This is a genomic window from Pseudomonas sp. FSO-7 (assembly GCF_059579345.1).
The window spans coordinates 981,337-1,006,058 of sequence record NZ_CM184193.1 but is presented as its reverse complement, the minus strand read 5'-3'; the positions used below and the strand labels follow the sequence as shown (position 1 = coordinate 1,006,058).

The window sequence follows — 24,722 nt, the reverse complement described above, 5'->3', positions numbered from 1 at the left end:
CCCAATCAATGCGGATTACATTTGGCGTCGCCCGGCAATTGCATGATCACATCGTGAGCCACGTAGGGACGAGCCGGCTCAATACTCCAAGTAGGTTTATTCAGGGCAATCTCGGGCGAATCCAGATGACAGGCAAGCTGGCGGCGCATGCTGGTGCCCATGCGATCAAAATTCCAATCCTTATGATTCGGAGCAACCACAGCGGACTTGATCGCCACCTCGGCCAGCACCACATCGGTTTTCCCGACTCCGGCCCGTCTCCCGCAGACGGTTGGCGTTATTCTAAGCGACGAGATCGTCCCCATTACCGGTTCCACATAATTGTCAGTCCACTCGAGCTTTTCTATGTATTGGTCGCATGAACGGCTGTCCACAGGCGGTGCGGCTTTCTGATCCTGCGCATAGTAGGCAAATCTTGCATCCTCAGCTGTCGTTCTCGGTAACTGCACCCTGACGATCGGTTTCCAACTGTTACCTTGTTCAATCCAGCGGCGTTGGTCATCCTGAGCAAGCTCAAGAGCAGCGAGCATTTGAGCATCTGTTTTACCGATATCGCCTATGTACACGAAAGCAGCGATAGGAAGTTCTCGGTATGTCGCTTTCAACGGGTCATTGTCACTGAACACCGGCGCGTCAAATTTTACTCGTCCGGAACTGCCCCAGTCTCGCTTCCAAAATACATTATTCGGCCATGTTTCAACTCGCAACTCGGTCTGGGTCACTCGCGCATCTGCCGATTCCTGGGGATCACTGGCCAGTAACTTGCGTGCCTCCACGAAAGTATTAAATGCGTCGGCCTTGGTGTACGTAGCAAAATAATCCCTGGTGGTGTCGAAACCACATTGAAATTTGTGTGCCTTGTTCGGGTCGGGGTCATTGGCCTGGCGATAATAATGATCCATCCAGGCCTTGGCGGTGGCGATGCTCAATTTCTGGCAATAGTCTTCAACCACCCCCAGCGTGTTCCCATTCTCCTGGTAATCACCGCAGCCGCCTTCGGTCCGAAGATTCGTCCACGCATCGATGGGAAAAGCGCAGAGTACCTTGAGCGTGAAATGTTTTTCCTTGTTTACAAAATCATTGGGTATCAGTGCAAAACCATTGAATTTAAACAAGCCAAGGCCATCATACTCAGTGTCTGTTCTTAAATATGAAACCGACGTACCTCCCATCGCAATCCCGGTGCCCCCCGCTTCGAGGCTATGGGAATAGGGGCTGGGGTCCCAAGGCAGAAAGACCTGTTTACTGGTTATCCCTCTGAACACCAGCCCTGAACAATCGGATGCCAACCTTCCACCGCAATCCCTCGCCGTCAGTCGATACCAGTACTCCATCAATGATGCCGTATCGGTGCCCGGGCTGGCCTGCGATATGCCGGATGCCGATGCAAGCCCTAACAGAACGCCAAGTGTTAATACTTTTACTACCGGACATGTGCTCATGTCTGCTCTCCTGGCAATTTTCGCTTTCAGCACAGGAACAGTCACTCGCTCAACGTTATTGATAACTTCGAGGACGAGTTGCCAAAATGCCCGAGTGCTGGACTGCCCGTTACGCTTCTGGAAGACAGTTTTTGGCCATGCATTCAAGCGGCGGGTGTCATTACCATAATGAGGTGCCAACTACTTGGCACCTGTCAGAAGTAACAGTGCGCAGCCCTTCGAAAGACTATGTAGATATAAAAAACAACGCCGCTATTTCCATCGCGCCACTCCTTTGCGTCCGGTTTAGCGAAGCGAAAGCCAACGTTTCCGCGGATCAAGGCCGGCCCCGCAAAAAGCGGCTTCCCTTGACCAGCGCTAACGCACAATCAAGGGAGAAAAAGCGCTCTCCTTCGAGGTCAGGGCAGGCTCGGCACTCGATCCAAGGGAACATCAATCTGTCACGCAGGTCGGTTACATCATGAGCTGTCGCCGGCCGCACGACGGATGCGTGCAAAAACGCGACATTTTTAGTTGATCTCAGGCCCCTCACGCCCTAAAGTTCGCGCCGAACGTCCATGCTGGAAACGATCCATCCGGCTCAAGTACTGACGACGAGACAGCAAGGCCAAGGGCATCACGCATCCCGTGGCCTTTTTGCTTTCGGCGACATGCCTTGGGAAGTAGGCGAACCAAAGTGGGGATACGGAGGACGTTCACGAAGGCTGCTAGCCTTCACACCCATTGATCCTGATGTTTGCCAGTAGGAGTCCCAAGTATGTCGATCCAGGTCGAAGATTATTTCGCGCGCGAAACCTTCCAGAAAATGAAAGCGTTCGCCGACAAGCAGGAAACCCCGTTCGTGGTGATCGACACCGCGATGATCTCCCAGGCCTATGACGACCTGCGCGCCGGTTTCGAATTCGCCAAGGTCTATTACGCCGTCAAGGCCAACCCGGCGGTGGAAATCATCGACCTGCTCAAGGAAAAAGGTTCGAACTTCGACATCGCCTCGATCTATGAGCTGGATAAGGTCATGAGCCGTGGCGTGGGCCCGGATCAGATCAGCTACGGCAACACCATCAAGAAATCCCGCGACATCCGCTACTTCTACGAGAAGGGCGTGCGCCTGTATGCCACCGACTCCGAAGCCGACCTGCGCAACATCGCCAAGGCCGCACCGGGCTCGAAGGTCTATGTGCGCATCCTCACCGAAGGCTCGACCACCGCCGACTGGCCGTTGTCGCGCAAGTTCGGCTGCCAGACCGACATGGCCATGGACCTGCTGATCCTGGCCCGCGACCTGGGCCTGGTGCCGTACGGCATTTCGTTCCACGTCGGCTCGCAACAGCGCGACATCAGCGTCTGGGACGCCGCCATCGCCAAGGTCAAGGTGATCTTTGAGCGCCTGAAGGAAGAAGACGGCATCGTTCTGCAGTTGATCAACATGGGCGGTGGCTTCCCGGCCAACTACATCACTCGCACCAACAGCCTGGAAACCTACGCCGAGGAAATCATCCGTTTCCTCAAGGAAGACTTCGGCGACGACCTGCCGGAAATCATCCTGGAGCCGGGCCGTTCGTTGATCGCCAACGCCGGTATCCTGGTCAGCGAAGTGGTGTTGGTGGCGCGTAAGTCCCGTACCGCTGTCGAGCGTTGGGTGTACACGGATGTGGGCAAGTTTTCCGGCCTGATCGAAACCATGGACGAAGCCATCAAGTTTCCGATCTGGACCGAGAAGAAAGGCGAGATGGAAGAAGTGGTCATCGCCGGGCCGACCTGCGATAGCGCTGACATCATGTATGAGAACTACAAGTACGGGTTGCCGTTGAACCTGGCTATTGGGGATCGCCTGTACTGGTTGTCGACCGGGGCCTATACCACCAGCTATAGCGCGGTGGAGTTCAATGGCTTTCCGCCGTTGAAATCGTTTTACGTGTGATGCGCTTGGGGGCTTGAGCCTTTGTAGTTCTGTTGCGTAATAAAAAACGGCGCTTTTTCAGAAATGGAAAGCGCCGTTTTTTTGGTTTTGAGAGAGTATTTTGCCGTTGGGTTGGTGTGTATATCCGTTATTTCGGTAACGGCGGCTTATGGTTCCGCCCTGACGGCGGGTCACTTTTGAAGAGCGCAAAAGTAACCAAAACGCTCATGCCCCACCACTCGGTGCCTCGCCTAGGCTCGGCATGCCCGAACGCAGACATTGCTCCGTGGGCCCGCCGCGAAGGGCCATCCATGGCCCAGCGCGGCTAACCCGGCATCCATGCCGGGTTACCCACTCCACAATGCCTGCGTTCGGCCAGCGTGGTTAACGGGGCGCTCGAGATCAACGTCCACCGCGAGGCGGCCTGATAGCCGACCTGGCTCTCCCGGTCGTACACCCATCGGATCTGTGGGAGCAAAGCTTGCTCGCGATAGCGGTGGCTCAGCAATGAAGATGTTGGATGTGCCGGCCTCATCGCGAGCAAGCTCGCACAAAGAGACTCTGGGTGCACACAAATTTGGGGTCTGCCGCAGTTCTAATGTGGGAGCGGGCTTGCTCGCGAAGGCGGTGTCCCAGTCAGCGAAGATGTTGGATGTGCCGGCCTCTTCGCGAGCAAGCTCGCTCCCACAGGATTTCGTCGCCTGCCCGTTCATGCAAATGATCGGGACTTTTAGGTGTGTTTATGAATGCTTCTCGATAACACACGGCATAATGCGCACCGTGATGAACAGTATTAGATGAACAAGGCGGGCGACGTGTTGAAGAAAACCCTGTTCCAGTTGCACTGGTTTTTCGGCATCAGTGCCGGGCTGGTCCTGGCGTTGATGGGCGTTACCGGGGCGGTGGTGTCGTTTCAGGATGAAATTCTGCGGGCCTTGAACCCGCAGGTGCTGACGGTCGAGAAGCAACCGGCCGGCGTTTTGCCGCCCGCCGAGTTGGTGGAGCAGATCGAAGCCGCTTCCGGCAAGACCGTCGCCCTGCTCTGGGTCGAGACCGACAGTGGCAACGCCGCGCGGGTGATTTTCGCGGCGCCTCCTGGGGAAAAGCGTGGCCCCATGCGCTATTTCAATCCCTACACCGCACAGTTCACGGGTGAGGTGACCGGCCAGGATTTCTTTGCCCTGATGCTCAGGCTGCACCGCGTCCTGACCCTGGATGACGTCGGCCGGCAAATCACCGGGGCCTGTACGTTGATCCTGGTGCTCTTCTGCCTGTCCGGGCTGTACCTGCGTTGGCCGCGCCAATGGAAAAGCTGGCGCGCCTGGCTGACCCTCGACTGGCGGAAAAAAGGTCGCAGCTTCAACTGGGACCTGCACTCGGTGGCGGGCACCTGGTGCCTGGTGTTCTATCTGCTGGCGGCATTGACCGGGCTGACCTGGTCCTACGAGTGGTACAACAAAGGCGTGACCCGCCTGCTCTCCGATTCGCCGGAAGAGGAACGGGTGCGCAATCGCGGCCCGGCGCCGAGCGGCCCACTGCCCGTGGCCGATTACCGGGCCATGTGGAGCAGCATCTACAGCGCCGCCGGCCCGGGCCTGTCCGCCTATAACGTGCGCATGCCGCCCGTGGCCGGGCAGCCGGCGACCGTGTTCTACCTGCTGAACGACGCACCCCACGACCGGGCGCTGAACCAGCTCATTCTCCACCCCGCCACTGGCGTCATCAGCCGCCACAGTCGTTACAGCGACAAGAGCCTCAAGGCGCAGTTGCTGACCAGTGTCTATGCCCTGCATATCGGCAGCTATTTCGGCCTGGTCGGGCGGATCCTGGTGACCGTCGCCGCGCTGACCATGCCGCTGTTCTTCATCACCGGCTGGTTGTTGTACCTGGACCGTCGCCGCAAAAAGCGCCAAGCCAGAAATGCTCGCCAGGCCCTGCTCGCCAACCCGACCGATGCGCCGGCCTGGCTGATCGGCTTCGCCAGCCAGAGCGGTTTCGCCGAGCGACTGGCCTGGCAGACCGCCGGCCAACTCCAGGCCGCCGGCTTGCCCGTGAACGTCCAACCACTGGCCGGTGTTCGCGAGCAAGACCTGAACAACGCCACCCACGCGCTGTTTGTCGTCAGCACCTTTGGCGACGGCGAAGGGCCGGACAGTGCCCGTGGCTTCGAACGCAAGGTACTGGGCCAGGCCTTGAGCCTGGAGCGCTTGCAGTATTCGGTGCTGGGCCTGGGCGACCGGCAATACGAGCACTTCTGCGGCTTTGCCCGGCGTCTGCACGCCTGGCTGGCGGAACACGGCGGCAAGACCCTGTTCGCGCCGGTGGAAGTCGACAGCGGCGACCCTTACGCCTTGCGCCACTGGCAACAACAACTGGCCGAACTGACCGGCCAGGCGCCCGCGGAGACTTGGCAGGCGCCCCGTTTCGAAAATTGGACACTGAGCCAACGCACCCTGCTCAACCCCGACAGCAGCGGTTCGGGCGTGTACCTGCTCGGCCTCAGCGCCCCCGGGCCGAGCAGTTGGCTGGCCGGTGACCTGGTGGAAATCCTGCCGCGCAATGACCTGTGGGCCATCGAACATTTCCTCGATGGCCTCGGCCTTTCCGGCCAGGCGCGCGTGCAAGTCGACGGCCTGTCCCAGAGCCTCGAGCAGGCCCTGGCGACCCGCCAGTTGCCGGAAAACCGCGCCCACCTGGTCGGCCTGCATGCCCAGGCGCTGGTGGATGCGCTGGCACCGCTGGCGATGCGCGAATACTCCATTGCCTCGATTCCGGCCGACGGCGTACTGGAGTTGATCGTGCGCCAGGAACGTCACGTCGACGGCAGCCTGGGCGTCGGTTCCGGCTGGCTGACCGAGCACGCACCGCTGGGCAGCGCCATCAGCCTGCGGCTGCGCCGCAACAGCAGCTTCCACCTACCGCCCCAGGGCGTGCCGATGATCCTGCTGGGCAACGGCACGGGCCTGGCGGGCCTGCGCAGCCTGCTCAAGGCTCGCGTCGCCGAGGGCATGCAGCGCAACTGGCTGCTGTTCGGCGAACGCAACCGCGAACACGATTTCCATTGCCGCGATGAGCTGCAGGAATGGGTGACCTCCGGTGACCTGGAACGCCTGGACCTGGCCTTCTCCCGGGATCAGAAGCAGAAAATCTACGTCCAGGACCGCTTGCTGGAATCGGCCGCGCTGCTCAAGCAATGGCTGGCCGACGGCGCGGTGATCTACGTCTGCGGCAGCCTGCAGGGCATGGCATCCGGGGTGGACCACGTGCTCAACAGCGTGCTGGGGCGCGAGGAAGTGGAGCGACTGATCGAGCAGGGGCGGTATCGACGGGATGTCTACTGACGGGCCCCAGCTAAAGCACTAACCCTGTGGGAGCGAGCTTGCTCGCGATAGCGGATCTTCAGTCAACACTTCATTGACAGATACACCGCCATCGCGAGCAAGCTCGCTCCCACAGGAGATACCTACGGCCAAACAGTCAAACCGGCTGCAACTTCTTCTCGAACACCGCCACCCCCTCCAGATCCCGCAACACCACGCTCATCTCCCCGCTCGGCCCGTCGATGTTCACTTCGCCAAAAAACTGATACCCGGCGAACGGCGAGGTGTTCTGGGCCGGGGGGGCTTTCTGGAACACCACTTCCGGGCCGAAGGTCTTGTCCAGGCCATTGGGCCCGAAGCTGCCGGCGTTCAACGGCCCGGCGACGAACTCCCAGAACGGTTCGAAATCCTGGAAGGCGGCCTGTTCGGGGTGGTAGTGATGGGCGGCGCAATAGTGGACGTCGGCGGTGAGCCAGACGTAGTTGCGCACCTGATGCTTGCGCAGGTAACCCAACAGTTCGGCGATCTCCAGTTCACGCCCCTGGGCTGCGCCCGGGTCACCGTTGGCGACCGCTTCCCAACGCGGCACGCCGGGGCTGACCTCGCCATCCGGCACACCCAGACCGATGGGCATGTCGGCGGCGATGACTTTCCACTGGGCGCGGGATTGCTTCAACTCGCGCTTGAGCCAATTCAATTGCTCACGCCCCAGGAACGGTTTGGCCGCACCGAGGTTGGCGTCGTTGGCTTCGCGGTAACTGCGCATGTCCAGCACGAACACATCCAGCAGCGGCCCGTAACCCAGCTTGCGGTAGATCCGTCCACCGCCGTCGGCCTTCTGCCGGCGCATCGGCGCGTATTCCAGCCAGGCCTGTCGCGCACGCCCCACGAGGGTGTGGATATCCTTGGTCTGGTAACGCTCGTCCAGTTGCTTGCCCGGCGACCAGTTGTTGACCACCTCATGGTCGTCCCACTGCCAGATCTGCGGCACCTCGGCATTGAAGCGACGTACGTTTTCGTCCATCAGGTTGTAGCGATAGTTGCCGCGATACTCATCCAAGGTCTCGGCGACCTTGCTCTTGGCGTCGGTGGTGAGGTTGCGCCAGATGCGCCCACCCTCGACGGTGATTTGCGCCGGCACCGGGCCGTCGGCATAGATGGTGTCGCCGCTGTGGATAAAGAAATCCGGCAGGCGCAGGCGCATGGCTTCGTAGATGCGCATGCCGCCGATGTCCGGGTTGATCCCGAAGCCCTGGCCGACGGTGTCGCCACTCCAGACAAAGCGGATGTTGCGCTTGAACTGCGGCACGCTGCGCAGGTGGCCGAGCCAGGGTTCGCTGGCAACGCCGCTCTGGGCGTCTTCGAAATGCACCCGGTAGAAAATCGCCTGGTCGCGGGGCAGCCCGGTGAGTTCGACCCGGGCAGTGAAATCGCTGCGGGCGTCGGCCATGGGCGAAACGAAACGACGGGGATTGCTGAATTTACTGCGGGTGTCCCACTCCACCACCATCCGCGCCGGACGGTCGCTGCGGCTCCAGATCATCGCCCGGTCGCCCTGCAAGTCGCCAGACTGCACGCCGTCGGTGAGCACCGGACGATCCTTGACCGAAGCCATCACCGCCGGCGCCAGCCCCGGCAACAACAACCCCGCCCCCACGGCTTGCATCACCCGACGACGGCCCAGGTCGAATTCGCTCATGGTGTTCTCCCTTGAAATGGGAAAACTTAAGCATGGCCGTGTGAAGTGGGTGTGACAGGACCTCATGAACACCCCAAAACCATTGTGGGAGCGAGCTTGCTCGCGATAGCGGTGTATCAGCCGACAAAAATGTGGTCTGACACTCCGCTATCGCGAGCAAGCTCGCTCCCACAGGGGGATTTCATTGCTTCAAAGGATGTGATCAGGCCTTCGCCGGCTCCAACGCCATCTCCACCACCTCGGGCCGCTTGAGCAGCGCATACGCCACCGCCGTCAGCAGGCTCCCCGCCACGATCGCCAGCAAGTACAACAACGCATGGTTGATGGCGTTGGGGATCAGCATCACGAACAGGCCGCCGTGGGGGGCCATGAGCTTGCAGCCGAAGTACATCGACAGCGCACCGGTCAGCGCACCGCCGGCGATGCTGGCCGGGATCACCCGCAGCGGATCCTTGGCCGCGAACGGGATCGCGCCTTCGGAAATGAAGCACAGCCCCAGCACCAGCGCCGCTTTACCGGCTTCGCGCTCGGTCTGGGCAAATTTGCGCCGGGCGATGAACGTGGCGATGCCCAAGCCAATGGGCGGCACCATGCCGGCGGCCATGGCCGCGGCCATCGGTGCATAACTCTGCGAAGCCAGCAGCCCCACCGAAAACGCATAGGCGGCCTTGTTGATCGGTCCGCCGAGGTCGACGCACATCATCGCCCCCAGCAACACGCCCAACAGAATCGCATTGGTGGTGCCCATGCTGTCGAGGAAATGGGTCAGGGCGTCGAGCATGCCCGCCACCGGTTTGCCGACGATGTAGATCATCACCAGGCCGGTGAACAGGCTCGCCAGCAGCGGAATGATCAGGATCGGCTTGAGTGCTTCCAGGCTCTGGGGCAAGCGCGCGTAGCGGTTGATCGCCTTGGCCGCGTAACCGGCGAGGAAGCCGGCAATGATCCCGCCAATGAAGCCGGCGCCGAGGGTGCTCGCCAGCATCCCGCCGATCATGCCTGGCGCCAGGCCCGGCCGGTCGGCGATGGAATAGGCGATGTAGCCGGCCAGCAGCGGCACCATCAATTTGAACGCGGTGTCGCCGCCGATCTGCATCAGCGCCGCCGCCAGGGTTCCAGGTTCCTTGAAGGCCTCGATGCCGAACACGAACGACAAGGCGATCAACAAACCACCGGCCACCACCATCGGCAGCATGAACGAAACGCCCGTGAGCAGGTGCTTGTAGACGCCGGTCTTCTCCGACTTGGCCGGGGCGCTGGCGCCGCTCGAGGCGCTTTCCTGGCGACCTTCGACCAGCGCTTTGTTCAGCGTCGCTTCGGCCTGTTTCAAGGCGATGCCCGTGCTGCAACGGTAGATTTTCTTGCCGGCGAAACGCTCGGTGGCGACCTCAATGTCGGTCGCCAGCAGCACCACGTCCGCTTCGGCGATGGCCTCGGCGCTCAACGGATTGCGCGCACCGACCGAGCCCTGGGTTTCCACTTGCAGGTCATAGCCCAGCTTCTTCGCCGCCTGCTGCAAGGCCTCGGCGGCCATGAAAGTATGGGCAACGCCTGTCGGGCATGCGGTGATGGCGACCAGGCGCGGGGCACGGTCGGTCGACGCCGCCGGCTCTTGCGCGAATACGTCTGCCTCGCCCAGTACCTCAGCCTCTACGGCGCCACGACGCAGCACCGCATCAACGTCCTGGAGGGCCAGGGCCGGTGTGCTGCGGAACACCCGCTTGCCGACGAACCGCGACAGGTCCACCGGGCCGCTGGCGACCAGCAACACCCACTCGGCCGCTTCGAGGGTCGCCGCCGACAACTGGCGTTCCGGATGGGCCGCGTCATGGACCTCGACACTGGTGCTCCAACCCTGGCGCTGCGCCGCGGCATCCAGCAGGCGGGCGCACAACACACTGGTAACCATGCCGTTCGGGCAGGCCGTCACAATGGCTAGTTTCATTCTTGCGAACCCTCTTATTGTTCTGTCAGGGGGCGCACGCGCACGCCCTGTTCAAGCGACGCCAGCATCGCGGTGTCGTGAATGCCAAAACCGATCTGCGTGACCGCCATGGCGGCGATGGCCGTGGCGGTGCGCAGCGTCTGTTCCGGGGTGTCGGCGCTGAGCAAGCCGTGGAGCATGCCCGCCAGCAGCGAATCCCCGGCCCCCACGGTGCTGGCGACGCTGACCTTGGGCGGCGAGGCATGCAGCGCCGCACCGACACTGAACCAGTTCACGCCATCGGCGCCGTGGGAAATCACCACATGCTCGACACCCTGGGTATGCAGGCGCTGCGCCGCTTGTGCCTGGGCCACTTCACTCACCACCTCGCAACCCAGCGCATCGGCCAGTTCCTCGGTGTTCGGCTTGATCAGCCACGGCCCCGCCGCCAGGGCAACGCGCAAGGCTTCGCCACTGGTGTCGAGGGCCACGTTCAGGCCGAGTGTCTTCAAGCGGGTGATCAATGCCTGCAACCACTGCGGGCTGACGCCTCGGGGCAAGCTGCCGGCCACCACGACCACGTCATGGCCGGGGGCGATTTGCTCCAGTCGCGCCAACAGGGCCTGCTGTGCGGCGGCATCGACCACCGGGCCGGGCCCGTTGAGGTCAGTGATGCGCCCGTCATGCTCGGCCAGCTTGATATTGCTGCGGGTCTCGCCGGGAACCCGGATAAAGGCGTCGACAAAACCACGCTGGACAAACAGCGTCTCGAACACTTGGGCATTGTCTTCGCCCAGAAAGCCACTGACCGTCAGCGTATGGCCGAGATCGGCCAACACCTGGGCCACGTTCACGCCCTTGCCGGCGGCGTGGGCGTGCATGCCGTCACTGCGGTTGACCTGGCCCGGCTCCAGGCGCGCCAACTCCACCGTGAGGTCGAGCGCCGGGTTGAGGGTCAGGGTAAGAATCTTCGCCATTACAGCGCCTCCACTAATGCGCGCACGTCATCGGCGCTGCCCACGGCCAATGCCGCTTGGGCCAGGGTTTGTACTTGCGCCAGGCTCAACTCGCGGACCCGCGCCTTGACCTCGGCAATGCTGCGGGCCGAGACACTCAGTTCGTCCACCCCCAGGCCCACCAGCACCGGCACCGCCAGCGGATCGGCCGCCAGCTCGCCACACACACCGACCCATTTGCCATGGGCATGGGCGGCACGCACGGTGATGTCGATCAGTTGCAGCACGGCCGGGTGCAAGCCATCGGCCTGGGCCGACAGGGTCGGATGACCCCGATCGATCGCCAGGGTGTATTGCGTCAGGTCGTTGGTGCCAACGCTGAAGAAGTCGACTTCCTTGGCGAGGACCGGCGCCAGCAATGCGGCGGACGGCACTTCGATCATGATCCCCAGTTGCAGATCCGCAACGGGGATTTCCCGGCGCAGGCGCTCGGTCATGGCCCGGGCCTGGCGCCATTCATCGACGCTGCCCACCATCGGGAACATGATCCGCAGCGGACGGCTGTCCGCCGAACGCAACAAGGCCCGCAGTTGCGCTTCCATGACTTGCGGACGCTGCAAGGTCAGGCGAATGCCGCGCACGCCGAGGAACGGGTTTTCTTCTTTCGCGATCGGCCAGTACGGAAGCGGCTTGTCGCCGCCCACATCGAGGGTGCGCACCACCAGCGGCCGACCGGCCAGGCCATCGAGCACCTTGCGGTATTCGGCTTCCTGGGTCGCTTCGTCCGGCGCCTGGGTATGGGCCATGAAAATCAGCTCGGTGCGCAACAGGCCAATGCCTTCGGCGCCCTGCTCCACCGCGCTGGCGACACCGGCGCTTTCACCAATGTTGGCGAACACTTCCACGGCATGCCCGTCACGGGTCACCGCCGGTTCGTGACGCTGCTCGGCGGCGACCTTGAGGCGCTGTTCGCGGGTGTCGCGTTCGTCCCTGGCGCGCTGCAAAGTGGCGGCGTCAGGGTCTACGTGCAAGCGACCGCGCTGGCCATCCAACAGCAAGGACGTGCCCGGTGCCAGCAGCAACACCGCCGCACCGGCGCCCACCAGCGCCGGAATACCCAAGGCGCGGGCGACGATGGCGCTGTGGGCGGTGGCGCCGCCACGGGCGGTGAGAATCCCCGCCACGCGAGTCGGGTCCAGGCGGGCCACGTCGGACGGGCCGACTTCGTCCATCACCAGGATGTAGGGTTGATCGGGTTCGTTCGGGGTTTCGACGCCACACAGTTGCGCCAGCACTCGACGGCCGACGTCTCGCAGATCGGCGGCCCGTTCGGCCAGCAAGGCATCCTGCAAGGCTTCCTGCTCTTTGGCGGCGGCTTCGATCACGCCCATCCACGCGGCCTGCGCGCTCTCGCCCAGCTTCAAGCGGGTGTCGACTTCGTCGGTCAGTTCCGGGTCGTCGAGCATTTCCTGGTGGGTGATGAAGATCTCGCGGATGGCCTTGGCCTTGGCGCGCTCGATCAAGCCTTGGATGTCGCGGCGCACCTGGTTCAAGGCGTTCTGCAGGCGCTCACGCTCGATGGCCGCCGATTCACCACGCAACGGATAGTCGATGGCCTGCAACACTTGGATGTGGGCCGGGCCAATGGCGATGCCCGGGGCAGCGGCGACGGCCTGGATCAGGCTGCCGGATTCGGGCGCCAACATGACGGTCGCGACTTCGGCCATTACCGTTTCCCGCGGCGCACTCGGTGGTGGCAGCGGTTCAACCTCTTCGCCAAGGCCTTCCTCAATGGCCGCCAACAGTGCCGGCAACGCATCGGCGGCAATGCTCGGCTCGGCGATGAATTCCAGGATCTGGCCGCGACGGGCGCCCAGGCTCAACAGCTTGCTCAAGCTCTTGGCCGACACGGCGCTGTCCTGACCATCGACAATCCGCACGCGGATCTCGCCTTCGAAGCTTTTCGCCAACTGGGCAAGAATTTTCGCCGGGCGCGCATGCAGACCATGGGCATTGGCCAGGCCGATGCGGGCACTGGGCCAGTCGGCGGGCAATTCGCCGCCGAGCACTTCCAGCACCTTGCGGCTGCTGGTGGCGCGACCCAGTTCGTGGCCACGGCCTTCGATCAGCAAGGCGCAGAGCCTTTCCAGCAAGGCCTGGTGGGCCTCGCCGAGGCTGGCGAGGCAGAACAGACCGCTCAACGGTTGGCCCAGGTAACGGATCGGTTTGTCCGGGGTGACGAACGCCAGCCCCGGGCGCTTGACGGTCTGCTCGCTGTGCAGCCACCACAAGCCATCGCCCAGGGGCAGCGCATCGACTTGCTGCAATACGCCGGCAAAGCCGTTGCTCACGCAGTCGGCCTGGCGCAACAGGCGGGCGCCGCGCCATACCAGTTCTTCAAAATCGTCAGCCGACACACCGAGACCGATCATCTGGGCATCCAGGGCCAGTTCCTGCGGCGCGCCTTGCAGCAGCTTCAGCAAGGCTTCGGCGGAACCGGCGCGGCGCAAGGCCTGGCCCAGGTCCGTCTCGCCAAGGGCGCGGGTCAGCAGCTGCAGCAGGCGCAGGTGCTCGTCGGACTTGGCGGCGATGCCGATGGCCAGGTAGACAATCTGGCCATCGCCCCAGTCCACGCCTTCGGGGAATTGCAGCAGACGCACGCCGGTGGAATAGACCAGGTCGCGGGTCTGCGGGGTGCCGTGGGGGATGGCAATACCTTGGCCAAGAAAGGTCGAACCCTGGGCTTCGCGAGCCTGCAAGCCAGCGAGGTAACCCTCGGCTACCAGGCCATCGGCCACCAGTTTGTCGGCGAGCAGTTGCAGTGCAGCGTCTTTATCCACAGCTGTCTGCGCCATGGATATCTGCTCTAGAGTGAGCTCGAGCATGCTTTCTCCTTTTTGGCGACCGGGTTGGCGCCAGGTATTGTTTTGAATGAATCAGCTTAGCGTTACAGGACGGCTTTTGGCGGTATCGCGGCAGCACGGCCAAAAATCCTGCTAGCCTTGAAAATACGCTTGCTGAAACGTTTAATCTAGAAAGATTGGCACGTTACTCGATAATCTCTCATCGTTGAAGTGCAACTTGTCGTAAGCGCTTGGACGGTAACCGTCGGCTTGAATCGGGTAGGATGGCCCTTATCGTCGGGGCTAACTCGAAAAAACAAGGAAAACCGGGTTGAAACTCAGTGATATTGCCCAATTGGCCGGTGTGTCCGTGACCACCGCCAGCTATGTCATCAATGGCAAGGCCGAACAGCAACGCATCAGCAGCGCCACCGTCGAACGGGTGCGGGCGGTGGTCGAAGAACACGGCTTCACGCCCAACCCCCAGGCCGCCGGGCTGCGCAGCCGGCACACCCGCACCCTGGGCTTCATCCTGCCAGACCTGGAAAACCCCAGTTACGCACGCATCGCCAAGTTGCTGGAACAAGGCGCGCGGGCCCGGGGCTATCAGTTGCTGATCGCCAGCTCCGATGATGCGCCCGACAGTGAAAGGCAACTGTTGCAATTGTTCCGCGCCCGGCGCTGCGATGCGCTGATTGTCGCCAGTTGCCTGCCGGCCGGCGACGACAGCTACCAGCAGTTGCAGGCCAAGGGCATTCCGATCATCGCCATCGACCGGGTGATGGAACCGGCGCATTTCTGCTCGGTGATCAGCGACGACCGCCAGGCCAGCCTGCACCTGACACGCAGCCTGCTGGAAACCCACCCTCGGCAAATCGCCTTGATCAGCGCCCGTCCCGAGTTGAGCATCAGCCAGGAACGGGCCGCCGGCTTTCGCGAAGCCTTGGCCGGGTTCGAGGGCCAGGTGTTGATCGAACATGGCGAGTCGTTCAGCCGTGAATGCGGCCGCCAGTTGATGGATGAAATGCTCGCGCGCCTGGGGCATCTGCCCGATGCGCTGATCACCACGTCCTACGTGCTGCTGCAAGGGGTGTTCGACGCTCTGCACGACTTCCCGCTCAAGACGCGGCCATTGCGCCTGGGCACGTTTGGCGACACGCAATTGCTGGATTTCCTGCCGCTGCCGGTCAATGCCATGTCCCAACAACATCAGTTGATCGCCGACAAGGCTCTGGAACTGGCCCTGGCGGCCATTGAAAACGATGACTACCAGCCTGGCGTGCAGGCCATCGCACGCACGTTCAAGCAGCGGATCCACCAGGGCTGACGTTTCTTCAGGATTGATGCATGGAGTTGATCGACACCCACACTCACCTGGACTTCCCGGACTTTGACCCGGACCGCCCGGCGCTGCTGGCCGAAAGCCGCGCCCTGGGCGTGCGACAAATGGTGGTACTGGGTGTGTACCGGGACAATTGGCAGCGGGTCTGGGACCTGGTGCAAAGCGACCCGGACCTGCATGCCGCCCTGGGCCTGCATCCGGTGTACCTCGACCAGCATCGACCCGACGACGTGGCGCTGCTGCGCGACTGGCTGAGCCGTCTGGCCGGGCACCGGCAATTGTGCGCCGTGGGGGAAATCGGCCTGGACTATTACATCGAGACCCTGGACCGTGACCGCCAGCAAGCGCTGTTCGAGGCGCAGCTGGAACTGGCCGTGGAGTTCGAACTGCCGGCACTGATCCACGTACGCCGCAGCCATGCTGCCGTGATCGCGACCCTCAAGCGCATTCGCCCGGCGCGCGCGGGGATTATCCACGCCTTCGCCGGCAGTTTTGAAGAGGCCCGCGAATACACCAAGCTCGGCTTCAAGCTTGGCCTCGGCGGTGCCGCGACCTGGCCCCAGGCCCTGCGCATGCACCGGGTGCTGGCGAAACTGCCGCTGGACGCGGTGGTGCTGGAAACCGACTCACCGGACATGGCCCCGGCGATGTTTCCCGGCCAACGCAACAGCCCGGCGCATTTGCCGGCGATTTGCGAGGCGCTGGCGGGGATCATGGCGGTGACGCCTGAGCGGCTGGCCGAGGCCAGCACGGCCAACGCCCGCCAACTGTTCAATTGGTGACAGCCTCCTGTGGGAGCGAGCTTGCTCGCGATAGCGGAATGTCAGGCAACCTGTTTTTGACTGATACACCGCTATCGCGAGCAAGCTCGCTCCCACACTGACCTGCGGTGAATCAGTGGCAATCACACCCTGAATGCATTGATCAACTGCTTGAGCTGCACCACCTGGGCAGACAACGCACGGCTGGCGTTTTCGGTCTGGTGCGCGCCTTCGGCCGTACGTTCGCCAGCTCGGTTGATCTCGACGATGTTCTGGTCGATGTCATGGGCCACGGCCGTCTGTTGCTCCACGGCGGCGGCGATCTGCTGGTTCTGGTCGACGATCATGCCGACCGCACCGAGGATATTTTCCAAGGCCTGCTGGACCTTTTCCGATTGGCCAACCGTGCCGCTGGCCATCTCATGGCTGGTGCCCATCGCCTTGACCGCGGCGCTAACACCGCCGTGCAAGCGGGTGATCATCGCTTCGATTTCTTCGGTCGATTGCTGGGTCCGCTTGGCCAGGGTCCGCACCTCATCGGCCACCACCGCGAACCCCCGACCCTGCTCACCGGCCCGGGCGGCTTCAATGGCGGCATTGAGGGCCAGCAGGTTGGTCTGCTCGGCGATGCTCTTGATCACATCCAGCACGCGGCTGATGGCCTGGCTGTCGGTCGCCAGTTGGTTGATCACCTGCACCGACTGATCGATCTCACTGGCCAAGCGGGCGATGCTGCCCTGCTGGGATTCCACCAGCCCGCGTCCGCTGAGGGTCTCGTCGTTCACGCTGTGGGCGCTGCTCACGGCAGCGGCGGCACTGCGGGCCACTTCCTGGGCCGTGGCCGACATCTGGTTCATCGCCGTGGCCACCAGCTCGATCTGGCTGCGCTGGCCGGCGACGGCCTGGTTGCTCTGGGCCGATACCGTTTCCACCTGCCCGGCCTGGCGTTCGACTTCCGCGACGGTGCGGCCGACCTGTTCGATCAGGTCATGGATCTTTGCCACCGTACCGTTGAACACTTCACCCAATTCGCCCAGTTCATCCTTGCTGCGCGCCACGAAATTGACCGTCATGTCCCCCGCTGCCACCTTGTCCATCATCTGGCCCAGGTGTTGGAGGGTGGTGCGGGTCGACGCATAGAAGCCGGCATACAGGTAAAAAATCAACAGGAACACCGCCACCAGCGCCACGGCCTGCAGCACCATATGGCTACGATTCTGCTCCAGGCGCTGCTGTAACTGCACACCGAGAAAACCCTGGGTCGCTTCGTTCAACCGATAAGTCTGCTCCATCAGGCCGCTGACCTGCTCAAAAAACGCCGGCCATGGCGCATCGAGGGTGTCGGCCATCACCACCTGTTCCTCAATCAACTCCGACGCTTTCTTGAGGGCGCTCTTGCTGCCGTCAGCCTGGATGCCAAGGGCTTGCCCGGCGGCCTTGCTGGAGCCGAGGGCGTCCTGCAGTTTCAAGTCGTACTCGCCCTGAAGCTTTTCGATCTGCGCCAGCAACTCGTCGAAGCGGGTGCTCGACGCCGAGTTGAGAAACCCCAGCCCCAATGAGGACGCGCCCAATGCCCGGCCTTCGCCGAGGATCTGAGTGACCTTGGGGGTGGTGCCGATGATCAATTCGCTGAGTTGACGGATGTCGCTCTGGTTGTCGCGGCTCAGCCCCGCCTGGCTGGCGATGATCTGGCTGAACATCTGGGCGCTGTTGAGCAACTTGCCGATCAGCGCACTTTTGCTCTGCAGGGAGCTTTCCGCCTGCTGGGCCTTGAAAGCGCCGATCATCTCGTCGCGCTTGGCCTCGAAGGCGCTGACCTGCTCAGGTTCGATGGCCATGGCGGTCATGCCTTGCAGGCGCGTGAGGACCTGTTGTTCCAGGCTGCCGATCTTCGCTTCCACATCCCCGGCCTTGCCGGACTGGCCCAGGCTGGCGTTGATCTGCACCAGGTTGTTGAGGGTTTCCAGGTCTCGGCGCAGGGTCAGGCTGCTGCCCAGCAGGTCGAGGCTTTGCAGCTCCACTCGGGTGCCCTGGAATTCCCGATAGGAATCACGCACCAGAAAGAAGTTGGTCACCAACATGGGCAGCAGGAACAGCACGCTGATCAGGCTGAACTTCATGCCGAAGCTCAGGCGGTTCATCAACGCGACGGCGGGCCAGAGCAAACTCTTCACAAGGAAGTCTCCCGGTAGTGTTCTTATTGTTATGAACTCGCGCACGGAGACAGCAGAAAGCCACTATTCGGGCGCTGTCCCTGTATAGCCTAAATCGGCGGGGAGATTTGTAACTTAAGGTTAACGAGCGAGATTCACCACAGTAGCGCCGTGGCGAGGGAGCTTGCTCCCGCTGGCCTGCGAAGCAGGCCCCCGGGTTTTCTTCAGGAAGATCGCGTTGTCCGGGTTTGCGGCCGCTGCGCAGCCGAGCGGGAGCAAGCTCCCTCGCCACACAAGCGCCTAGCCACAACCCTGCTTGCGTTGATCAGGCCAACACCGTCCACAACGCGAACCCGGCATACCAGAGCACCGCCGCACGCAGCAGCAATTCCCAAAGACGGTCCAGGCTGTTGATGCCATCCGGCCCGGCGACGGGCTTGGGGATTTCGCCAGCCACCAAGCCAACCTTGTCGATGAGATCGGCGGCGCTGATGTTCCAGTTCAACAGCTCATGCAACATGACCCGGCTGACCGCGACGAAATTGCCCACCAGGGCGAAGCTCGCCGCCAGCAACCGCACCGGCACCCAGTCGAAGGCATGGCGCATCTGCGCGGCCCGCTCGGCCACGCCGGGGTTCTGGCTGTGCTCGGCGGCCAGTGCCAGCAGTCGATAGCTCAAGGCCGCCACCGGGCCCAACACGAAGTACCAGAAAATCACCGCGAAAAAGCTCTGGTAGGCCTGCCACAACAGATGCCCCTGGACCCGCTCCAGCAATTGCTCACCGTCATCGGCTTCGATGTCCAGGTCGCGCTTGGCCACATGGGCCGCCGCTTGCAGGTCTTCCCGACGCCAGGCGTCGCGAAACGGCCCGAGGGCGGCTAGCAGATCACCGCGCCCCAGGCTGTAAATCACCACCAGCAAATGCACCGGCAGCGCCAGAAAACCATAGGCCACCGGCTCCAGTACCCACAAAAGCAACGCCAGCAGTGCCACGGGCAGCAGGACCATCACCGTCAGCACCACCCAGGGTCGGTTGACCCACCGTGGGCTCGCCTCGAGCTTGTTCAGCTCGCTCAGCCAACCGCCGTCGCGCTGGACCCGCTGGCGCAAGGCCGAGAATTTCTCGATCCAGACGGCCAGCAGCAACACCAGAAAACTCATTGTCCTTCCCCTTCTGTCAGGGCTGCGCGATAGCGCACCCAGTCGAATGCCGGTCCCGGATCGGTCTTGCGCCCCGGCGCGATGTCGCTGTGCCCGCAGATACGCTGCACAGTGATCGCCCTGAACGCCGCTTGCAACTGCCGGGTCAGGTCCACCAATGCCACATATTGCGCGTCGGTGAACGGCAGATCATCCGTGCCCTCAAGCTCGATGCCCAGGGAAAAATCGTTACAGGTCTCACGCCCCTCGAAGCACGAAACGCCCGCATGCCACGCGCGATCCAGACAAGAGACAAACTGGGTCACGGCGCCGTCACGCTCGATCAGAAAATGCGCAGAGACGCGCAGGTCGGCGATACCGGCAAAGTAGGGATGTTCCGTGACATCCAGACGATTCTGGAAGAATTCCTGCACCTTGCCGGTGGCGAATTGTGCCGGGGGCAGGCTGATGTTGTGGATCACCAGCAGGGAGATTTCGCCTTCCGGGCGCGCATTGAAGTTGGGCGATGGGCAATGACGCACCCCCTCGCACCAACCGCTCGCGGAGTCCAACTGCATACAGGTTCCTTCGATGACGACGGTGAATGCCGTCAGTATGCCGTGATCGGACCAGGCTGCGCGATCACTTGCCGCGATTGAGCTGGCGCAGATTGCCCAGCACCGACTCCAGCGCCCGGTCGAACAACAGGGTGTCGTCCAACAGCCGCGCCGCGCCACGACGAAACTCCAGGGCCAGGCTGGTGCGGCTGTGCTCCAGCACCTTGAGGCCGGTGCGATTGACGAAGACGTATTTGCCGGTGGCCTCGATGATCGCCGCCAGTTTGCAACGCAGGGTATTGTCATCGTCCTCCTGGAACTCGACCCAGCTCCCCAGGTGCAACTGGTCGACCTGCAGCAGGCCGACATCATCCGCCGGCAAATGCACCGCCACGCTTTCCCCCGCCGATTTTTGCGGGGGGCGCAGGACGATTCTGTCCCGCACCTCGACCATGGCCGGCGAATCGAACGGCTGGGCCTGTTCCGTTGCCTGGCCCGTGCGCTCGAGCGCCTGCACATGCAGGACTTCCAGCTCACTGAAAAACTCGCTGGTGGCGAACGGGTCGAACGCCGAACGGCTCAGGCCCTCACGCAGGGCCTTGAGCAGCTCCGGCACCATCGCCAGCAAGCGCAGGCCGGCGTCGGGTTCGTCGTGGGGCTGGACGCTCCAGATCAGTTGCTCCAAGGTCAAGACATCGGCTTGCCACTCGGCGGAATACTTGCCGTGCTTGAAACAGGTCAGCAACAACACCTGGCTCCAGGCGTGTTGCACGAACTCCACCACGGCTTGCGGCAAGACTTTGCCCAGCATCACCTGGTTCAGCGCCCCTTCGACGCGCTGGCGCGCCAGTTCGGCCTTGGCCCGGCCCTCTTCGGCGTCGCGGATACGCTGTTCAAGCAACTCGCTACGCCGCCGCTCGTCACTGGTGAAGGCCAGGAAGTCAGCCAGCAGTTCGGAAAAGATTGCCGGGTCGTCGACGAAATCGTTCAGCAAGCGCTGCACGACCTGTTCGATGCGCAAATACAGGCTGTCGCGCTGATGATCGTCGCAATCGCCCCAACCCATGGCGGCGGCGGCGATTTCGTTCAGCAGCCGTCGGGCCGGATGATTGCCGCGGCTGAAGAAGCTCTTGTCCTGCACCGCGACCTTGAGCATCGGGATCTGCAGGCGGCCGATCAGGGCCTTGAATGAGTCTGGGAGGTTATGGTCGTCGAGGATGAACTCGAACATCATCGAGATCAGGTTGATCACATCTTCATCGGCGCCTTCGACCACCCGGGACTTGCCACTCCTGACGCTGACCCGAGTCAACAGTTGTTCAAGCTGGCTACGCAGGTCGAATTCGTCCTGCACGGCAGGCGCTGGCACGTACTGCTGCAAATGCGAGAGCAGCCGCAGCAGGTCACGGGTGGAGATCGGCTGGGGCGATGCGCTGGCTTCCAGGGTCGGCGCCACGCTGCCACGCACTTGCATCAATAGTTTCTGCAACGCGGCGAACACTTCCTGCACGCTGTCGTCGACCTCGGCATCGCTGGGCTTGGCAGCGATTTCGGCATTGGGCCTGGGGTTATCTTCGGGGCGATCCGACGCCCGGCGCGCCGGGGTCACCTTGAGCTCCGGCAAGATGCCCGTGGCAGCCAGCAATTGGTTGGCCTCGGTATAGAGCTGGTCGCATTCGCTGAGCACATAACGCTCGAAGAGCTTGAGCAGGATCAGTTTGACCTTGATGCCCACGCCCAGGTTACGCCCGGCCTGCAGGAACTTTTCGCACAGCAGTGCCGGGCTCAGGGGGTTGTGCTGATTGGCCAGCGGTCGGTCCAGCAGCACACCGAGCCGGGCCGTCAGTTGCTCCAGCGCCACGCCATCGCGCCTGAGCACCCGAGTGACCATGGCGTCGACCGCCAGATGACGTTCCAGCTCATCGTGGGAGCGCTGGGTCTGGCCGTCCGGCGCCAGGGTGGGCGCCAAGCTGGCGTGGGTCAGGTCGTACTGGGCCAGGCTGACGAAGGTCTCGAAAAACTGCTCGATGAATTCCCGCTCGATGCTTTTGCGCTTCAGGCGCAGGTCTCGCATGGCCTCGAAGTACAGGTTCTGCTCGACGTCGTCGCGCGCCCGGTCGGCCATTTCAAACAAGGTGTCGTCGGCGTTATCGAACAGCCCCTGCAAGCCCAGGCGTAACTGTTGGGCGGCCTTGTCGCGAACCTGAAGCAGAATCACAGGCAAGCGGGCGAGCGGCGAGCGATTCGCCTGATCGGTAGCCACCTTGTGCAAAGGCACTACATTCCCGTCGTTGTGCATCCTGGCCTCCTGAAACGGTTTTCGGTTCGCAACGTCAAAGTCATGACGTCAATCGAAAGGCGGATTATCGGGTAAAACAACCCCGTCGTACCAGCAGTACTCTGTGATCCAGCTCGAAATACGGCGCAATAAGTGACCGGGAAAATGAGGAAATGTTGCGAGGACGCGACCAAATGCAGGTTTCGACACCCTATAATCAGGCCACTTTGTTTGTGGAGCCCGTTATGCCGAATCTACGCCTCGCCGATCTGACCGCCGAAATCGAAGCCAACGTGCGCCGTGCGTTGCTCGAAGACGTCGGCAGCGGCGACATCACCGCGCAACTGATCCCCGCCGAACGCCTGGCCAAGGCCACCATCATTACCCGCGATGCGGCGATCATCAGTGGCACGGCCTGGGTCGATGCCGTGTTCCGGCAACTTGACCCGCGTGTCGCGGTGCATTGGCAAGTGCGCGACGGCGACCGAGTCAGCCCCGATCAGGTGCTGTTCCACCTGGAAGGCCCGGCCCGCTCGCTGCTGACCGGCGAACGCAGCGCGCTGAACTTCCTGCAAATGCTTTCGGGCGTCGCCACGCGGGCCCGCTACCTGGCCGATTTCGTCGCCGACACCCAGGTCAAGCTGCTGGACACCCGCAAGACCCTGCCTGGGCTGCGCCTGGCCCAGAAGTACGCGGTCACCTGCGGCGGCTGCCACAACCACCGCATCGGCCTGTACGACGCTTTTCTGATCAAGGAAAACCACATCGCCGCCTGCGGCGGGATCGCCCAGGCCATCGCGGCGGCCCACAAGATCGCACCGGGCAAACCGGTGGAAATTGAAGTGGAAAGCCTGGCGGAGTTGAAAGAGGCGCTGGCGGCCAATGCCGACATCATCATGCTCGACGAACTGAGCCTGGACGACATGCGTGAAGCCGTACGCCTCAATGGCGGCAAGGCGAAGCTGGAGGCCAGCGGCGGGATCAACGAAAGCACATTGCGCCCGATTGCCGAGACCGGGGTGGACTACATCTCGATCGGCGCGATGACCAAGGATGTGAAGGCGGTGGATCTGTCGATGCGCTTGAGCCTCTGACAATAAAAAACGCCAGCCCTGAAAGGCTGGCGTTTTTTTCAGACCACCAGATTGTTCATCTCGCAGTACTCATCCCATTCCACACCCAGCACCTCAGCCGCCTCCTTGTGCAACGCAAGGCGCTGCGTCTCGAATTCTTCAGGCGTGCTGGTGTACTTGAGCGTCAACTCCCAGGGCTGCAGCCCCTGGGCTTCGGCCTCGTCCTCGAATGCCCATTGGATCTGGTCTTTCTGATCGTCGGCGGACAAGTCCTTGATCTCTTCCAGCAACTGGGGCGCATCCAGCACGTACTTCTTCAGCGCTTCTTCGTGCCTGGCTTCCTGGGTCAATGCTTTAACAGTCATGGCGTTCTCGTTGATCTGGGGAATGGAAGATGGATCTGGATCATCAAGGATCTCTCTGACGCAAAAAACCGTGTGAAGCCCGGTTTATCTGGCCTTCAGAACCATTCGGGGATCATCTGAAAACTGCTGGGCGGTGCACATGCAGGCAACGAATATAGGACGTTTTGCCGGTGATTTACACGGTTCTTTACATCTATTCCACAAAAAATCCTGTGCGGAAGAAGCTTCGTGGGCTTTGGAACATCTGTCAAAATAACCAGTCATAGCCATGTGCCATACCGGCACTTCACAAGGAACCCCAGTGATGCGCAGCTTTTCGAAACGTTCGTCGACCCAGCTTGCAACCGCAACCTTGCTGCTCGGCAGCCTGACCTTGGCCGGCCTTGCTCAAGCGGCTGTCGAAGTTAGCTCCGGTACACCTTTGCCTTCCGACACAATCCCCGTGCTCCGCAACTCATTTGATAAAGATGTTCTCATCAAGACCAATATCAGCGTGGGTGACTTGGAAAACTTGCCAGAAGCAGTCAAGGATAACGCCGCCGAACTGGAAAACCAGAAGCGCACCCTCAGCGAGCAGGCCCGCCTGATCGAAGAATTCAAGCGCAACAGCGGCTCCAGCTCCACCTCCAGCAGCAAGGAAATTGACGAGCTCAAGCGCACGATCAAGGAACAGCAAGACGATCTGAAGGACCTTGGCAAGCAAGTGGAAGAACTCAAGCGCAATAGCGGCTCCAGTTCGAGTTCGAGCAACAGCGAGATTTCGTCCCTGAAGCGGGAACTCAGCGATCAGGACAGTCAGATGGACCAGCTCAAACGCACGGTCGAGGAACTGAGCAGGAAGGTGAAATAACGAGGGAGAGATCTTGCCCGAGACAGGAATCGAACCTGCGACCTTCGCGTTACGAGTGCGCTGCTCTACCGACTGAGCTACACGGGCGGTGGCTAAAACTAGCACCGTCCCCGGTGGC

General features: G+C 62.1%; 16 protein-coding genes and 1 tRNA gene. 6 read left to right on the top strand and 11 right to left on the bottom strand.

Annotation, left to right across the window (positions count from 1 at the left end):
* Window positions 1–5: 5 nt before the first annotated feature.
* Window positions 6–1,622, bottom strand: a complete 1,617-nt coding sequence (locus tag AC515T_RS04220) for a DUF2599 domain-containing protein (protein WP_496531552.1) — start codon at window positions 1,620–1,622, stop codon at window positions 6–8.
* 577 nt (window positions 1,623–2,199) lie between these two features.
* Here AC515T_RS04220 and AC515T_RS04215 point away from each other — a divergent pair.
* Together AC515T_RS04215 and AC515T_RS04210 are read left to right on the top strand one after the other, a co-directional pair.
* The gene (locus AC515T_RS04215) at window positions 2,200–3,363 is read left to right on the top strand and encodes a type III PLP-dependent enzyme (RefSeq protein ID WP_496531551.1); all 1,164 of its coding nucleotides are present in this window, start codon (window positions 2,200–2,202) and stop codon (window positions 3,361–3,363) included.
* 794 nt (window positions 3,364–4,157) lie between these two features.
* Window positions 4,158–6,683 (top strand): PepSY domain-containing protein, encoded by a 2,526-nt coding sequence (locus AC515T_RS04210; RefSeq protein ID WP_496533071.1) that lies wholly within the window; start codon window positions 4,158–4,160, stop codon window positions 6,681–6,683.
* Between the two features lie 136 nt (window positions 6,684–6,819).
* Here the strand turns inward: AC515T_RS04210 and AC515T_RS04205 are convergent, their stop codons facing one another.
* The 4 genes from AC515T_RS04205 to ptsP all read right to left on the bottom strand — a co-directional run bounded on the left by AC515T_RS04205 (window position 6,820) and on the right by ptsP (window position 14,126).
* Window positions 6,820–8,361, bottom strand: a complete 1,542-nt coding sequence (locus AC515T_RS04205; RefSeq protein WP_496531550.1) for an alkaline phosphatase D family protein — start codon at window positions 8,359–8,361, stop codon at window positions 6,820–6,822.
* Between the two features lie 202 nt (window positions 8,362–8,563).
* Window positions 8,564–10,306, bottom strand: a complete 1,743-nt coding sequence (locus AC515T_RS04200) for a PTS fructose-like transporter subunit IIB (protein ID WP_496531549.1) — start codon at window positions 10,304–10,306, stop codon at window positions 8,564–8,566.
* A 14-nt stretch (window positions 10,307–10,320) separates the two neighbouring features.
* Window positions 10,321–11,262, bottom strand: coding sequence for a 1-phosphofructokinase (gene pfkB / locus AC515T_RS04195; protein ID WP_496531548.1), 942 nt, complete (start codon window positions 11,260–11,262; stop codon window positions 10,321–10,323).
* Complete coding sequence (gene ptsP / locus AC515T_RS04190) at window positions 11,262–14,126, bottom strand: phosphoenolpyruvate--protein phosphotransferase (RefSeq protein WP_496531547.1); 2,865 nt, start codon at window positions 14,124–14,126, stop codon at window positions 11,262–11,264. The genes pfkB and ptsP overlap by 1 nt, the downstream gene beginning before the upstream one ends.
* Before the next feature lie 289 nt (window positions 14,127–14,415).
* Here ptsP and cra point away from each other — a divergent pair, with 289 nt between their 5' ends.
* Both cra and AC515T_RS04180 read left to right on the top strand, forming a co-directional pair.
* Window positions 14,416–15,411, top strand: a complete 996-nt coding sequence (gene cra / locus AC515T_RS04185) for a catabolite repressor/activator (RefSeq protein ID WP_496531546.1) — start codon at window positions 14,416–14,418, stop codon at window positions 15,409–15,411.
* 20 nt (window positions 15,412–15,431) lie between these two features.
* Window positions 15,432–16,208 carry a TatD family hydrolase gene (locus AC515T_RS04180; RefSeq protein ID WP_496531545.1) on the top strand — a complete coding sequence of 259 codons (777 nt, stop codon included), beginning with the start codon at window positions 15,432–15,434 and terminating at the stop codon, window positions 16,206–16,208.
* A gap of 122 nt (window positions 16,209–16,330) precedes the next feature.
* Here AC515T_RS04180 and AC515T_RS04175 read toward each other — a convergent pair whose 3' ends face one another.
* The 4 genes from AC515T_RS04175 to AC515T_RS04160 all read right to left on the bottom strand — a co-directional run bounded on the left by AC515T_RS04175 (window position 16,331) and on the right by AC515T_RS04160 (window position 22,337).
* Entirely contained in the window at window positions 16,331–17,035 is a 705-nt protein-coding gene (locus AC515T_RS04175) for a methyl-accepting chemotaxis protein (protein WP_496533070.1), read from the bottom strand.
* Between the two features lie 1,630 nt (window positions 17,036–18,665).
* Window positions 18,666–19,502: a regulatory signaling modulator protein AmpE gene (gene ampE / locus AC515T_RS04170; protein ID WP_496531544.1), complete on the bottom strand. Its 837-nt coding sequence runs from the start codon at window positions 19,500–19,502 to the stop codon at window positions 18,666–18,668.
* Window positions 19,499–20,059: a 1,6-anhydro-N-acetylmuramyl-L-alanine amidase AmpD gene (gene ampD / locus AC515T_RS04165; protein WP_496531543.1), complete on the bottom strand. Its 561-nt coding sequence runs from the start codon at window positions 20,057–20,059 to the stop codon at window positions 19,499–19,501. The genes ampE and ampD overlap by 4 nt, the downstream gene beginning before the upstream one ends.
* 64 nt (window positions 20,060–20,123) lie before the next feature.
* Complete coding sequence (locus AC515T_RS04160) at window positions 20,124–22,337, bottom strand: DUF1631 domain-containing protein (RefSeq protein WP_496531542.1); 2,214 nt, start codon at window positions 22,335–22,337, stop codon at window positions 20,124–20,126.
* 224 nt (window positions 22,338–22,561) lie between these two features.
* On the opposite strand from AC515T_RS04160, the gene nadC reads away from it, so the two are divergent.
* Window positions 22,562–23,410, top strand: coding sequence for a carboxylating nicotinate-nucleotide diphosphorylase (gene nadC / locus AC515T_RS04155; protein WP_496531541.1), 849 nt, complete (start codon window positions 22,562–22,564; stop codon window positions 23,408–23,410).
* A gap of 38 nt (window positions 23,411–23,448) precedes the next feature.
* Here the strand turns inward: nadC and AC515T_RS04150 are convergent, their stop codons facing one another.
* Window positions 23,449–23,754, bottom strand: a complete 306-nt coding sequence (locus AC515T_RS04150; protein WP_496531540.1) for a DUF6388 family protein — start codon at window positions 23,752–23,754, stop codon at window positions 23,449–23,451.
* Between the two features lie 304 nt (window positions 23,755–24,058).
* On the opposite strand from AC515T_RS04150, the gene AC515T_RS04145 reads away from it, so the two are divergent.
* The gene (locus tag AC515T_RS04145; protein WP_496531539.1) at window positions 24,059–24,604 is read left to right on the top strand and encodes a hypothetical protein; all 546 of its coding nucleotides are present in this window, start codon (window positions 24,059–24,061) and stop codon (window positions 24,602–24,604) included.
* Window positions 24,605–24,618: 14 nt separating this feature from the next.
* Here AC515T_RS04145 and AC515T_RS04140 read toward each other — a convergent pair.
* Window positions 24,619–24,691: transfer RNA gene (locus AC515T_RS04140), tRNA-Thr, on the bottom strand.
* Between the last annotated feature and the right edge of the window lie 31 nt (window positions 24,692–24,722).